The sequence below is a fragment of the Streptomyces sp. NRRL WC-3605 genome (assembly GCF_001509795.1).
Taxonomy (GTDB): domain Bacteria; phylum Actinomycetota; class Actinomycetes; order Streptomycetales; family Streptomycetaceae; genus Streptomyces; species Streptomyces viridochromogenes.
In genome coordinates this window covers 37,554-50,057 of record NZ_LLZN01000001.1, presented here as the reverse complement: position 1 = coordinate 50,057, position 12,504 = coordinate 37,554, and the positions used below count along the sequence as shown (strand labels likewise).

15 protein-coding genes are annotated in these 12,504 nt (G+C 72.8%); 6 read left to right on the top strand and 9 right to left on the bottom strand.

Annotated features, from left to right (window positions below; all coding sequences use genetic code 11):
• Positions 1-337 precede the first annotated feature (337 nt).
• Complete coding sequence (locus tag ADL34_RS00225; RefSeq protein WP_003974483.1) at positions 338-775, top strand: hypothetical protein; 438 nt, start codon at positions 338-340, stop codon at positions 773-775.
• Positions 776-1,008: 233 nt separating this feature from the next.
• On the opposite strand, the gene ADL34_RS00220 is transcribed toward ADL34_RS00225, so the two are convergent.
• Complete coding sequence (locus ADL34_RS00220; protein ID WP_062664298.1) at positions 1,009-2,406, bottom strand: NAD(P)-binding domain-containing protein; 1,398 nt, start codon at positions 2,404-2,406, stop codon at positions 1,009-1,011.
• Positions 2,407-2,613: 207 nt separating this feature from the next.
• On the opposite strand from ADL34_RS00220, the gene ADL34_RS00215 reads away from it, so the two are divergent.
• Together ADL34_RS00215 and ADL34_RS00210 are read left to right on the top strand one after the other, a co-directional pair.
• A complete protein-coding gene (locus tag ADL34_RS00215; protein WP_062664300.1) occupies positions 2,614-2,979 on the top strand; it encodes an ArsR/SmtB family transcription factor in 366 nt (121 codons plus the stop codon).
• A gap of 89 nt (positions 2,980-3,068) precedes the next feature.
• A complete protein-coding gene (locus ADL34_RS00210; protein WP_062664303.1) occupies positions 3,069-3,509 on the top strand; it encodes an arsenate reductase ArsC in 441 nt (146 codons plus the stop codon).
• Positions 3,510-3,626: 117 nt separating this feature from the next.
• On the opposite strand, the gene ADL34_RS00205 is transcribed toward ADL34_RS00210, so the two are convergent.
• From ADL34_RS00205 to ADL34_RS00185, 5 genes are all read right to left on the bottom strand, one after another.
• Positions 3,627-5,087, bottom strand: coding sequence for a HAMP domain-containing sensor histidine kinase (locus tag ADL34_RS00205; RefSeq protein WP_062664305.1), 1,461 nt, complete (start codon positions 5,085-5,087; stop codon positions 3,627-3,629).
• Positions 5,088-5,816, bottom strand: coding sequence for a response regulator transcription factor (locus ADL34_RS00200; protein WP_062739756.1), 729 nt, complete (start codon positions 5,814-5,816; stop codon positions 5,088-5,090).
• Between the two features lie 95 nt (positions 5,817-5,911).
• A complete protein-coding gene (locus ADL34_RS00195; protein ID WP_062664309.1) occupies positions 5,912-6,511 on the bottom strand; it encodes an FMN reductase in 600 nt (199 codons plus the stop codon).
• The gene (locus tag ADL34_RS00190; protein ID WP_062664311.1) at positions 6,508-7,602 is read right to left on the bottom strand and encodes an LLM class flavin-dependent oxidoreductase; all 1,095 of its coding nucleotides are present in this window, start codon (positions 7,600-7,602) and stop codon (positions 6,508-6,510) included. The genes ADL34_RS00195 and ADL34_RS00190 overlap by 4 nt, the downstream gene beginning before the upstream one ends.
• 64 nt (positions 7,603-7,666) lie before the next feature.
• Positions 7,667-8,257 (bottom strand): TIGR03086 family metal-binding protein, encoded by a 591-nt coding sequence (locus ADL34_RS00185; protein ID WP_062664313.1) that lies wholly within the window; start codon positions 8,255-8,257, stop codon positions 7,667-7,669.
• Between the two features lie 62 nt (positions 8,258-8,319).
• On the opposite strand from ADL34_RS00185, the gene ADL34_RS00180 reads away from it, so the two are divergent.
• Positions 8,320-9,189: a helix-turn-helix domain-containing protein gene (locus ADL34_RS00180; protein ID WP_079033973.1), complete on the top strand. Its 870-nt coding sequence runs from the start codon at positions 8,320-8,322 to the stop codon at positions 9,187-9,189.
• Here ADL34_RS00180 and ADL34_RS00175 read toward each other — a convergent pair.
• Positions 9,186-9,647 (bottom strand): hypothetical protein, encoded by a 462-nt coding sequence (locus ADL34_RS00175; protein WP_062664315.1) that lies wholly within the window; start codon positions 9,645-9,647, stop codon positions 9,186-9,188. The genes ADL34_RS00180 and ADL34_RS00175 overlap by 4 nt on opposite strands.
• A gap of 111 nt (positions 9,648-9,758) precedes the next feature.
• Between ADL34_RS00175 and ADL34_RS00170 the strand changes: the two genes are divergently transcribed.
• A complete protein-coding gene (locus tag ADL34_RS00170) occupies positions 9,759-10,094 on the top strand; it encodes a YnfA family protein (RefSeq protein ID WP_062664317.1) in 336 nt (111 codons plus the stop codon).
• A 109-nt stretch (positions 10,095-10,203) separates the two neighbouring features.
• Positions 10,204-10,983: an SDR family NAD(P)-dependent oxidoreductase gene (locus ADL34_RS00165; RefSeq protein ID WP_062664319.1), complete on the top strand. Its 780-nt coding sequence runs from the start codon at positions 10,204-10,206 to the stop codon at positions 10,981-10,983.
• 129 nt (positions 10,984-11,112) lie between these two features.
• Here the strand turns inward: ADL34_RS00165 and ADL34_RS00160 are convergent, their stop codons facing one another.
• The gene (locus ADL34_RS00160; protein ID WP_062664321.1) at positions 11,113-12,048 is read right to left on the bottom strand and encodes a hypothetical protein; all 936 of its coding nucleotides are present in this window, start codon (positions 12,046-12,048) and stop codon (positions 11,113-11,115) included.
• A gap of 10 nt (positions 12,049-12,058) precedes the next feature.
• Positions 12,059-12,427, bottom strand: a complete 369-nt coding sequence (locus ADL34_RS00155; RefSeq protein ID WP_062664323.1) for a hypothetical protein — start codon at positions 12,425-12,427, stop codon at positions 12,059-12,061.
• Positions 12,428-12,504: the final 77 nt, after the last annotated feature.

Sequence of the window (12,504 nt, the reverse complement as noted above, 5' to 3'; positions counted from 1 at the left end):
AGGTGTTTCGCCGCACGTTTCGGCGGGCGGCCGTGGGGGAGGTCACTGACACGATGATCGGGTTGCGCGGCGGGCGCCACGCGTCCTAGAACAGCAGTCGGGTGGAGATATGCATCGCGGTGGCGGACTGGGCGAGGGGACCGACGACCTGGGTCCTCGACGTGCCCGGCGGGGAAGGCACCGACGCGACGCGGAGGATTCGAACGAAGTACGCCAGGGACACGTTGTACCAGGTATGCCAGATGCGACGGGTGTACCGAGTGAGCACGAGCCGTTCGACCGGCGGATCGACAGCCGGGTCGACCGTCTGAGGGCGGGGAGCAGGAATGGTGGTCGGGTGGGGGTGACGTACAAGTACTTCGGCGCTCCGGACGGCGCGACCGCGGCCCGCGTCCCGATCTCGATGCGCCCCGAGGAACTCGGCGGCGACGAGCTCGGCATGAACGGCATGTTCACCAAGATCAAGCCGGAGACGATGGCGGCCATGGTGCTGACGGGCATCGAAGGCGTGCCTCTGCACAAGGTGCCGCCCCTGGAGCTGGTCGTCCTCCATCCCGACTACGCCGTGGTCAAGCTGCCGATGACGGTCGTCGACCCACTGCGCGGCATAGGCGAGGAGGCGGTGGGCGCGGCGGCCTTCATCTGGTCGACGGTCCCGGACCGCGGCGGCCCCCGCGACGCGTTCAACGTCTACCAGCTGCTCCACGAGTGGCAGGACTTCAGCCACCGGTTGCATGAGGCGGGGCACCAGCCTTATTGCCTTGTGTGGCCCTGAGCGGGGGTTTCGTAGAAGCCGGGCGAGGTCTACGGGCCTCGCCCTTTTGCGTGCCGGGGGTGGGCCGTCAGGCGGCCGGGGCGCTCATGACGACTCGGGAGCCGGGCAGGGAAGGCGTAGCGGACGATGCCCAGCTCACGATCTGCGTCAGGCAGAGGGCGGGCGGGCGGCGCGGGGCCGCGACCGGTCCCCTGTCCCGGTCGCGGCCCCGCTGTCGCGGGTGTTGAGGCCGGTCACGAGCCGCAGCAGCCGCCCGCCGGAGCTTCCTCGGCAGCCGTGCCTTCCGCTGCGGGCGTGAGGAGCTGCACGAGCTGCGGTTCCGGGGCCGCACAGCATCCGCCGCCGTCGGTCGGCTGGGTGTCGGCGGTGTCGAACAGGCCCGCGCCACCGCAGACTCCGGTCTCGGGGAGCGTGAGTTCGACACGGTCGGCGGAGTCGAGGTCGCCGGCGATCGCGGCGGTGACGGAGCGGACCTGCTCGTAGCCGGTCATGGCCAGGAAGGTGGGGGCGCGGCCGTAGGACTTCATGCCGACCAGGTAGAGGCCCTGTTCGGGGTGGGAGAGCTCGCGGTGCCCGTGCGGGTAGACGGTGCCGCAGGAGTGCTGGTTCGGGTCGATCAGCGGGGCCAGGGCGACCGGGGCCTGGAGGCGCTCGTCCAGGCCCAGGCGCAGCTCGTCCAGGAAGGACAGGTCGGGGCGCAGGCCGGTCAGCACGATCACCTCGTCCACCGGGTCGAGGCGGCGGCCGTCCTCGCCCACCAGGACCAGGCGGCCGTGACCGTCGCGTTCGAACGCCTCGGTGCGGAAGCCGGTGACCGCGTCCGCGTGCCCGTTGTCGACGGCGGCCTTGGCGGCGAGGCCGAGGGCACCGCGGGCGGGCAGCTGGTCGGCGGTGCCGCCGCCGAAGGTGGAGCCGGAGATGCCGCGGCGCAGGATCCACACCGCGCGCGTGCCCGTGCCGTCCTCGGACTCGGCCAGTTCGGCGAGGTACGCGAGCGCGGTGAAGGCGGAGGCACCCGAACCGATGACGGCCGTGCGCCTGCCCGCGTAACGGGCGCGCACGGCCGGGTCCTTCACATCCGGTACGCGGTAGGTGATCCGGTCGGCCGCCGTCTTCTCGCCGAGCGCGGGCAGGCCGCTGCCGCCGGCCGGAGAGGGCGTGGTCCACGTGCCGGAGGCGTCGATCACGGCGCGGGCGAGGACACGCTCCTCACGGCCGTCGGCGTACTCGACGTGCACCACGAACGGCTGCTGCTCCCGGTCGGCGTCGACGATCCGGTCGCGGCCGGCGCGCGAGACACCGGTGACGGTGGCCCCGGTGCGGACCTTGTCGCCGAGGGCGTCCGCGAGCGGCTGCAGGTACTGCTCGGCCCACTCTCCGCCGGAGGGATACGCCGCCGGGTCGGGGCGCGTCCAGCCGGTGGGGGCGAGGAGCTTCTCGGCGGCCGGGTCGACGACCTCGCCCCAGGTCGAGAACAGGCGCACGTGGCTCCACTCGCGCACGGCCGAGCCGGCACGGCTGCCCGCTTCCAGGACGAGGGGCTCGATGCCTCGCTCGACGAGGTGCGTGGCGGCGGCGAGCCCGACGGGGCCGGCACCGATGACGACGACAGGGAGCTGCTGGGTGCTCATGATGCTCGGTCTCCTCGGAGGACGAAGGGGGTCGGCGCGCGTGCGTGAGGGCGGTCAGCCCGGCCTGATCGGCAAGACACCCCCTAGGGCCGCGGTGAGCGCGGTGCGGAGGGTGGTGGCCACGACGGCTCCTTGCTTCGATACCTGTCGATATCTGGCTACGCCTCGGAGCTTGCCACCCGTATCGACGAGTGTCAACATAGACGCATGTCGAAGTCAGAGGTCGCGGAACTTCCCCTCCTGCAGAACGGTGACGTCGTGCCGTGCTGCCCGCCGATCACCGCCGGAGAGCTGTCCCAGGTGGACGCGGAGAAGATGGCGGCCATGTTCAAGGCGCTGTCGGACCCGGTGCGCCTGCGCCTGTTCTCCAAGATCGCCTCGCATCCGGGCGGGGAGGCGTGCGTGTGCGACATCGCGGACGTCGGCGTGTCCCAGCCGACCGTCTCCCACCACCTCAAGAAGCTGCGCGAGGCCGGCCTGCTGACCTCCGAGCGGCGCGGCACCTGGGTCTACTACCAGGTCGCCCCGTCCGTGGTGGCGGCCATGGCCGCGATGCTCGATCTACGCGGCTGATCCACCGCCCGAGCCTGGCCGCGATCAGGCGCCGCAACTGAAGCCATCGGCGGCTGGGTTCCGCCGCGCGACGAGAGAGAACGATCATCATGGCCGACAAGCCGTCCGTCCTGTTCGTCTGCGTCCACAACGCGGGCCGCTCCCAGATGGCCGCCGCGTGGCTGACCCACCTGGCCGGCGACCGCGTCGAGGTCCGCTCCGCCGGCTCCGACCCCGGCGCCCGGGTCAACCCGGCCGCCGTCGAGGCCATGGCCGAGGTCGGCATCGACATCTCCAAGGAGACGCCGAAGATCCTCACCGTCGACGCCGTCCGCGAGTCGGACGTCTGCATCACCATGGGCTGCGGCGACACCTGCCCGGTCTTCCCCGGCAAGCGCTACCTCGACTGGAAGCTCGACGACCCGGCCGGCCAGGGCGTCGAGGCCGTCCGCCCCATCCGTGACGAGATCAGAGCCCTGGTCGAGGGTCTGATCACCGAGATCACCGAGAACGCCGAGATCGCTCCGGAGAAGCCGCAGGCGACGGCGTGAGCGCTGGACGGTGTACCCCGGGGGGTATCTGACATCCACAGGTACACCCCGTGCCGTATGGATGCCCTTACGTATTCCGAGAAGGTCAGCGGGGTGGCACGGGGGTTCGGCGGTGCGTCACGACAGCTGCCGGGACACCCTCGCGTCGGCCGCCCGGCCCGCCGTGAAGCCGATCGCCGTGCCGCCGCCGTCGCGGCGGAAGGCGAACGGGGCGCCGCCGTGGGCGAGGGCCACCTCGCGGACGATCGACAGACCCAGGCCCGAGCCCGGCAGGGACCGCGCGTCGGGGGCGCGGTAGAAGCGGTCGAAGACGCGGATCAGGTCGTCGTCGGCGATGCCCGGGCCCCGGTCGAGGACCTCGACGCGGACCATGCCGGGGCGGGCGGGCCCGGCGACGCCGATCTCGATGGGCGCGCTGCCGTCGCGGTCGAACTTCGCGGCGTTCTCGACGAGGTTGGTCAGGGCGCGCTGGAGCATGCCCGGCCGCCCGGTGAGGGTGGTGTCACCGCAGGAGCGGACCTCGATCCGCCGTCCGGTGCGCCGCCGGGCGAGCACGGCGACGTCCTCGGCGATCTCCGCGAGGTCCACGCGCTGGGCCGGCTCGGTGTCCGACTGCCCGGCGGCCAGATCGACCAGCTCGTTGACCAGGTCGGTGAGTTCCCGGGCCTCCTGGCCAAGGTCGGCGACCAGCTCCTCGCGGGCGTCGGGCGGCAGTTCGTCGATGCGGCGCAGCAGGGAGATGTTGGTGCGCAGGGAGGTGAGCGGGGTGCGCAGCTCGTGCCCCGCGTCCTGCACGAGGCGCCGCTGGTCCTCCTCGGACTGTGCGAGCCGGCCCAGCATGCGGTCGAAGGCCCGGCCCAGCCGCCCGACCTCGTCGTAGCCGGTGACGGGGACCTGGATGCCGAGGCGGCGGGTGCGGGCGACGTCCTCGGCGGCGCCGGTGAGGACGACGAGCCGGCGGGTGATGCGCCGGGCCAGCCACCAGCCGAACAGCCCGGCGAGGACGACGATGGCCGCCATCAGCAGCAGGGTCCGCTGCTGGAGGGCCCGCAGCAGGTCCTCGGTGTCGCTGAACTCCTGGGCGATCTGCACGGCGCCCCGGCCGCCGCCCAGCGCGACGGTGGCGACGCGGTAGACGTCGCTGCCGACGTCGACGTCCCGGTGCTGGATCATCCGTCCGGCGGTCCGGTCGGCCGCGATACGCCGGTCGGCGGCCTCGACCGGCAGACCGGGGTTGCCGGGGTCGACGACGGCCCCGTCGGGCCCCAGCACCTGCACGTCGGTGCGGGCGGGCCGGACCAGGTCGTGGCCGGGCGCGGAGGAGGAGAAGTCGTCCGGCCTCATCGCCCGTTGCCGGACCTCGCCCCGCAGGTCCTGTACGACCTCGTCGAAGACGCTCTCCTGGTCCACCCGCACCAGGCGGGCCGCCGCCGTGTAGGAGAGCAGGCCGACCAGCAGGGTGACGACGGCGGTGACGGCGGCGAAGGACACCGCGAAGGTGCCGCGCAGCGAGAGCAGTCCGGTGCGCCGGCGTCCGGTCAGCAGCCGTGCGAGCCGGCGGCGGGCCCGTCCGCGCACTCAGTCCTCCCGTAGCACGTAGCCGACGCCGCGCACCGTGTGGATGAGCTGCGGGGCGCCGGGCTCGTCGAGCTTGCGGCGCAGGTAGCCGACGTAGACGGCGAGGTTCTTGGAGCCGGGGCCGAAGTCGTAGCCCCAGATCTTGTCGTAGATGGTGGCGTGGTCCAGGACGATGCCGGCGTTGCGTACGAGCAGTTCCAGCAGCTCGAACTCGGTGCGGGTCAGCTCCAGCTCGCGCTCACCCCGCCAGGCGCGCCGCGCCTGCGGGTCCATCCGCAGCCCGGCGGCCTCGATGAGCCGCCCGACGGCGCCGGCGGGGGGCTGCCGGGGCGCGTCGGCGGGGGCCGCGGTGCCGTTGGTCTCGCCGCTGCGGCGCAGCAGGGCGCGCAGCCGGGCGAAGACCTCCTCGACGTCGAAGGGCTTGACGACGTAGTCGTCGGCGCCCGCGTCCAGGCCGGCGATGCGGTCCTGGGTCTCCACGAGCGCCGTGAGCATGAGGATCGGTGTGTTGTCGCCCTCGGCGCGCAGCACCCGGCAGACCTGGAGGCCGTCGATGCCGGGCATCATCACGTCGAGGACGAGCACGTCCGGAGGGGTACGGTGGGCCTGCGCCAGCGCCTCGACGCCGTCGGCGACCGCGGTGACCCGGTACCCCTCCAGGGTCAGGGCGCGCTCCAGCGCGTTGCGGATGGCGCGGTCGTCTTCGGCGAGGAGCACAGTGTGGGCCACGCCTTCATAGTGCCAAGCCCGAGGGCCAGCGGGCGGTGAGGGGGCGCCTGCGGTCACCCTTCTTACTGGGATCTCACGGTCCGGGCGCCCCGTCCTCAGCCACCGGACCGGCCGGAGACGGCCGCCAGCTGCTCGGCGAACGGCACCACCGTGAGGGTGTCCGGGGCCGCCCGCCGCGTCCCGGCCATCCCCCGCATCAGCGCGGCCAGCTCGCCCGCCGCCCGCTCGATCCGCCCGTCCAGGCCCTCGGCGCCCCAGTCCTCGGAGGCGGCGTACACGCCGGTCTGGACGACGACGGCCTTCAGGTGGGCGAAGAGCGGCCGCAACGCGTGGTCGAGGACGAGCGAGTGCCGGGCGGTGCCGCCGGTCGCGGCGATCAGCACCGGCACGCCGGCGAGCGCGTCCTTGTCGATGACGTCGAAGAACGACTTGAACAGCCCGCTGTACGACGCGGAGAACACCGGGGTGACGACGATCAGGCCGTCCGCCGAGGTCACCGCGTCGATGGCGGCGGCGAGCCGGCGGCCCGGGAAGCCGTTGGTGAAGTTCTGCGCGATCTCCACGGCGAGTTCGCGCAGCTCGACGACCTCGACGTCCGCGTCGGCCTGCCGGCCGGCCGAGGCGGCCAGCCGGTCGGCCAGGAGGCGGGTGGAGGAGGGGACGCTCAGTCCCGCGGACACGACGACGAGCCTCATGCGACGGTCACCTCTTCCGACGTCCGGCGGGCCAGCAGGGAGGCGTGGGTGGGGGCGTCCGGCACCCCGGCCGGGCGCCGGGCGGCGAACTCCTTGCGCAGCACGGGTACGACCTCCTCGCCGAGCAGGTCGAGCTGTTCCAGGACGGTCTTCAGCGGCAGCCCGGCGTGGTCCATCAGGAACAGCTGGCGCTGGTAGTCGCCGGCGTAGTCGCGGAAGGCGAGCGTCTTCTCGATCACCTGCTGCGGGGAGCCGACGGTCAGCGGCGTCTGCTCGGTGAAGTCCTCCAGCGAGGGGCCGTGGCCGTACACCGGCGCGTTGTCGAAGTACGGACGGAACTCGTTCACCGCGTCCTGGGAGTTCTTCCGCATGAACACCTGGCCGCCGAGGCCGACGATGGCCTGCTCGGGGGTGCCGTGCCCGTAGTGGGCGTACCGGCTGCGGTACAGCTCGACCATCCGCTTGGTGTGGTCGGCGGGCCAGAAGATGTTGTTGTGGAAGAAGCCGTCGCCGTAGTAGGCGGCCTGCTCGGCGATCTCCGGCGAGCGGATGGAGCCGTGCCAGACGAACGGCGGCACGCCGTCCAGCGGCCGGGGCGTGGACGTGAAGCCCTGGAGGGGGGTGCGGAACTTGCCCTCCCAGTTCACGACGTCCTCGCGCCACAGCCGGTGCAGCAGGGCGTAGTTCTCGACGGCGAGGTTGATGCCCTGGCGGATGTCCTGGCCGAACCAGGGGTACACCGGGCCGGTGTTGCCGCGGCCCATCATGAGGTCCACGCGGCCGTCGGCCAGGTGCTGGAGCATCGCGAAGTCCTCGGCGATCTTCACCGGGTCGTTCGTGGTGATCAGTGTGGTGGAGGTCGACAGGACCAGCCGCTCGGTGCGCGCCGCGATGTAGCCGAGCATCGTGGTCGGCGACGACGGCACGAACGGCGGGTTGTGGTGCTCGCCGGTCGCGAAGACGTCCAGGCCGACCTCCTCCGCCTTCAGGGCGATGGCGACCATGGCCTTGATGCGGTCACGCTCCGTCGGCGTGCGGCCGGTCGTGGGGTCGGGCGTGACGTCGCCGACGCTGAAGATCCCGAACTGCATGGTCGCTCACCCTCCAGGTTGTTTATGGTTCAACTATACCCGGAGAACGGCGGCCCCCCGTGAGCTATTCCCAGCGCGGATCGCGGCCCGTGCGAGCGAGCAGCCGCTCGAACGCGCTGGCCCCCTCGGGCGCAGGCACCGCCTCCCCGAACACCCCCATCGCCCGCGCGGTCGGCTCCAGCGTCGTCACCGCTCCGTCTAGCTCCGCCAGGACGGCCTCGTCGCAGCCCGGGAAGTCCTGCCCCGTCGCCCGCGCCAGGTCCCAGGCGTGCACGGTGAGGTCCAGCAGCGCCATCGCGCCGACCAGACGCGCCGGCATCCCCATCGCGCCCGTCGTCCCGTCCTCGGCGCCCGGCGCCGACCAGACCGCCGCCGTCCGGCGCGCCTCCTCCGCCAGCCGCTCCCGCCACTCCGGCTCGGAGCCGACCACATCGGGGGTCTCCCCGAAGTCGGCCGACTCCCGCAAGGCCAGCCGATGGAACTGCACGACCACCTGGAAGAGATGGTTGACCAGCGCCTTCACGTCGTACTCGGCACACGGTGTGCGCGCGGCGAGCGCCCCGTCGGGCACGGCCCGCACCACGGGCACCGCCCGCTCGCACGCCCGGTCCAGCAGCTCACCGATGCCGTACGTCTTCACCTTGTTCGTGTCCATGCCCCGACCGTAGGCACACCGGGGGCCGCCCCTCTTGAACAAACGCGACGTACGATCCGCCCATGGAGGAACCCCGCCACGACACCCGGGGGATCGTCGACCCGTCCGGGCTGCTCAGCCGTGTGCGGTTCCGGCGTCACGCGCCCGCCGAACCGCTGCGCCGGTACGTCGAGTGGTACTGGCTGATCGACTGGGACCTGCCCGGCCCGTACGCCTCCCACGTCGTCCCGCACCCGGCTGTGAACCTCACCTTCCAGTGGGACGAGGACGAGGGCACGCCCTACGCCGAGCTCACCGGCGTCGCGCTCGGCCTCTACACCCGCAAGCTGACCGGCCGGGGCCGGGTCTGCGGCGTGAAGTTCCGGCCCGGCGGCTTCCGCCCCCACGCCCCCGGGGCGCCGGTGTCCCGCTGGACGGGCCGGGTCCTCGCGGCCGGGGAAGTCTTCCCCTCCCTCACCGGCGACACCGCCCGTGCCGTCGTCGGCCCCGCACGCGACGAGGACCGGGTGGCCGCCCTCGACGCCTTCCTCCTCGCCCTCCCCCGCGTCCCGGACCCCCGGGCCGACCTCGCCGTCGACCTGGTCGCACGGGTCCGCGCCGACCGCTCCATCCGCCGCGTCGACGACCTCGCGCGCGACCACGGGCTGTCGGTCCGCACCCTGCAACGGCTGTTCTCGGCGTACGTGGGCGTCAGCCCCAAGTGGTGCATCCTGCGCTACCGCATCCACGACGCCCTCGAACACGCCGGCACCCGCACCGACGTCGACTGGGCCACCCTCGCCCACGAGCTCGGCTACGCCGACCAGGCCCATCTGGTGCGGGACTTCACCGCCACGGTGGGCGTCCCACCGACGGCGTACGCCCAGGCCGAACGCGAGGACGACCAGGACGCCCCGGACGCCCCGGACGCCCCGGACGCCCCGGACGCCTAGAAGGCGTAAGCGTCGCCCGTCTCCAGCACCAGCACCGCCTGCCCGGCCCCCGCCCGGTCGCCGTCGGCCACCGTGGCGAACTCCAGCCGCACCTCGGGCGTCGGCTGCCGCAGCCGTACCCGCAGCACGACCGGCTCCCCCACGCCGTCCGCCTCCAGCGCCCCGACCCGGCACACCACGGCCCGCTCCTCCGCCCTCGCGCACGAGGACGGCAGCGTCTGCCCGTCCGCCAGCGGCTCCGACCAGCGGATGCGCACCACCGACTCCGGCACGGCCGCCGGACCGTGGTTGTGCGGGACGAACCGCACACCGACCTGGCCGCCGGAGAGCACGGCCGAGCCGTGATAGGCGAGCTCGGCGGCGGCACCGCGCGGGGCGCCCGACGCCTGAGCCGTCCCGCCGGCCGCTGCCAGAACCGCCGTCGCGCCCACCGCGACACCACGCGTCCACCACGTCATGTCCGCTCCTTCCACCGAGGTCGAAGCGATGTATCCCCCGCGGGGCGACGGGCAGGCGCCGTCCAACAGGTGACGTGAGGGGCCGTGTGGCGGCGTGCGAGGCTGGCGGCCATGCTCATCCTTCGATCCGTCGCCCTGTTCGTGCTCGCCGCGCTGTTCGAGATCGGCGGCGCCTGGCTGGTGTGGCAGGGCGTCCGGGGCCACCGGGGCTGGCTCTGGATCGGCGCGGGCGTCCTGGCCCTCGGCGCGTACGGCTTCGTCGCCACCCTCCAGCCGGACGCCCACTTCGGCCGCATCCTCGCCGCGTACGGCGGGATCTTCGTCGCCGGCTCGCTGGCCTGGGGCATGGTCGCGGACGGCTACCGCCCGGACCGCTGGGACGTCACGGGCGCCCTGATCTGCCTGGCCGGCATGGCCGTGATCATGTGGGCCCCGCGCAGCCAGTAGGCCCGCGACACCGCCCGGCCGGCCCCGCCTATCCTGACCGGACAGTCTTTCCAGGCCGGGCAGTCCGTCCAGGCCGGCAGTCCGTCCGCGTACGCCCGAGGAGCAGTCCATGGCCACCGCCGCACCGTCCGCCGCCTCCCGCATCGCCGTCGTCACCGGTGCGAGCAGCGGGATCGGAGCCGCCACGGCACGGCGGCTGGCCGCCGCCGGCTACCGCGTGGTGCTCACGGCCCGGCGCAAGGACCGGATCGAGGCGCTGGCCGAGGAGATCACCGCGGCCGGCCACGCCGCCACCGCCTACCAGCTCGACGTGACGGACCGCGCGGCCGTGGACGAGTTCGCGACCGCCTTCCAAACCGTCGGCGTCCTCGTGAACAACGCGGGCGGCGCCCTCGGTGCCGACCCGGTGGCCACCGGCGACCCGGACGACTGGCGCACGATGTACGAGACGAACGTCATCGGCACCCTGAACCTCACCCAGGCCCTGCTCCCCAAGCTGGAGGCGAGCGGCGACGGCACCGTGGTCGTCGTCTCCTCCACCGCCGGCCACGCCACGTACGAGGGTGGCGCCGGATACGTCGCGGCCAAGCACGGCGCGCACGTCCTGGCGGAGACCCTGCGCCTGGAGATCGTGGGCCGGCCGGTGCGGGTCGTCGAGGTGGCCCCCGGCATGGTCAGGACCGAGGAGTTCGCGCTGACCCGCTTCGGCGGCGACGCCGACAAGGCCGCGAAGGTCTACGAGGGCGTGGCCGAGCCGCTGACCGCCGACGACGTCGCCGACACGATCACCTGGGCGGTCACCCGCCCCAGCCACGTGAACATCGACCTGCTGGTGGTCCGCCCCCGCGCCCAGGCCAGCAACACCAAGGTGCACCGGGAAACCCGCTGAGCCCCGCCGGCAAGGACCCGCACAACGAACGCCAGATGTGGTGGTGGCTCGCCTACTTCCTCTTCGGCATCCACATCGTGGCGTTCGTCATGATCTACGCGGTGACCCACGCACCGAAGTAGCGAGCCGTCACACGGGGTCGACGAAGGTGGGTTCGTCCCGGCGGGATCCCGTGCTGAGGTACGTGGTCAGGCGCGGCCCCTCGGTCCGTTCGTCCATCGGGTTCTTGGGCAGCGGCCAGCAGACGGCTTGATAGAGGAGTCTGCGGTGAACGTCGAAGCACGCCTCGAAGACATCACCGAGAGTCATCGCGGCGTAGTACATGCGCAGATGGGCGGCCACGGCCACCAGCAGGCCCGCGGGCAGGGCCCACCACGACCACACGGTCCACACGGTGGACAGCAGACCGCAGACGAAGACCTGGACGGTCACGAGCAGTGAGGTGTAGGCGGCCGTGGCCTCCTGGCGTGCCGTGTCGGGCAGCAGCAGCCAGAGCCGCGGCCAGCACACCACGGGGTCCAGCCCGTAGCGGGCCCGCGGCCGCGACTCCGCGGCCCGCAGCGTGTTGCCCAGCCGGGTCGGCCGGCGCTGCGCCCGCTGCGCCGGGACACGGCGGTGACGGCGCTCCAGACGGGCCCGTTCGGTGAGCTGCTGCGGGGTGAGGGCCGTGGACGCGACGGCGGCCAGCGCGCGCAGCCGGGTCGCCCGGCGGTCCGCACGGTCGGAAAGACGGGTCCGCATCCGGTCGGCCACCGGGTCCAGTGCGGCGGGCCAGTAGCCCTCCAGCATGCGCAGGACCGGAAAGGCGGCCTGCCGCAGGGCGAGGCCCGACAACGTGACGAGGATCAGCGGAGCGATCACGTAGACCCCTTGCACGAGCAGGGGCTGACCTTGCAGCTCCCGCCCGAAGGCCAGGAGCCGGGACTTCCAGTTCCCCCCAGGCGCCTCGGGACGCAGCAGCCAGGCGAGCAGGCCGCCCACCCAGAACACGAAGGCGGGCGAGAACAGCGCGGTTGCCCAGCGTTCGGCCAGCCGGCCCCCGATCCCCTTCCAGAAGTCCCCCATCACGACCGGCTCACGTCCCTTGGATCACGGTCAGGACCGCGCCGTCGTTCGGGCAGCGCTCGGGCGGCAGTTCGTCCTCGTCGGCGTCGAGGATCACCCAGGCCCGCCCGCACCGCGGGCAGACGGCCTGCTCGTATCCCACCACGGGGTCGCCCGCGAAACGGGGAGTCCGGTCCTCGGCGTGCTCGGGTCCCAGCAGGTCGTCCAGCCGCGTACGCGTCTCCTGCCGGGAGGCGAGCAGGGCGAGTATCTCGTCGAGTGTCTCCTCCGGGTCCCCGTCACCCGCGCGCAGGCCTGCCAGCAGGGCGGCGAGGTCGGCGTGCAACGGTTCGAAGTCCGTCATCAGCACCGGGAGTTCCTGGGCGAGCCGCTCGACCACGTTGACGAGAAAGGGGACTTGAGAGCGGTCGGCTTCGGCAGAATCGTCATGAGGCACGGTTCATTCTGGCGTGCCCG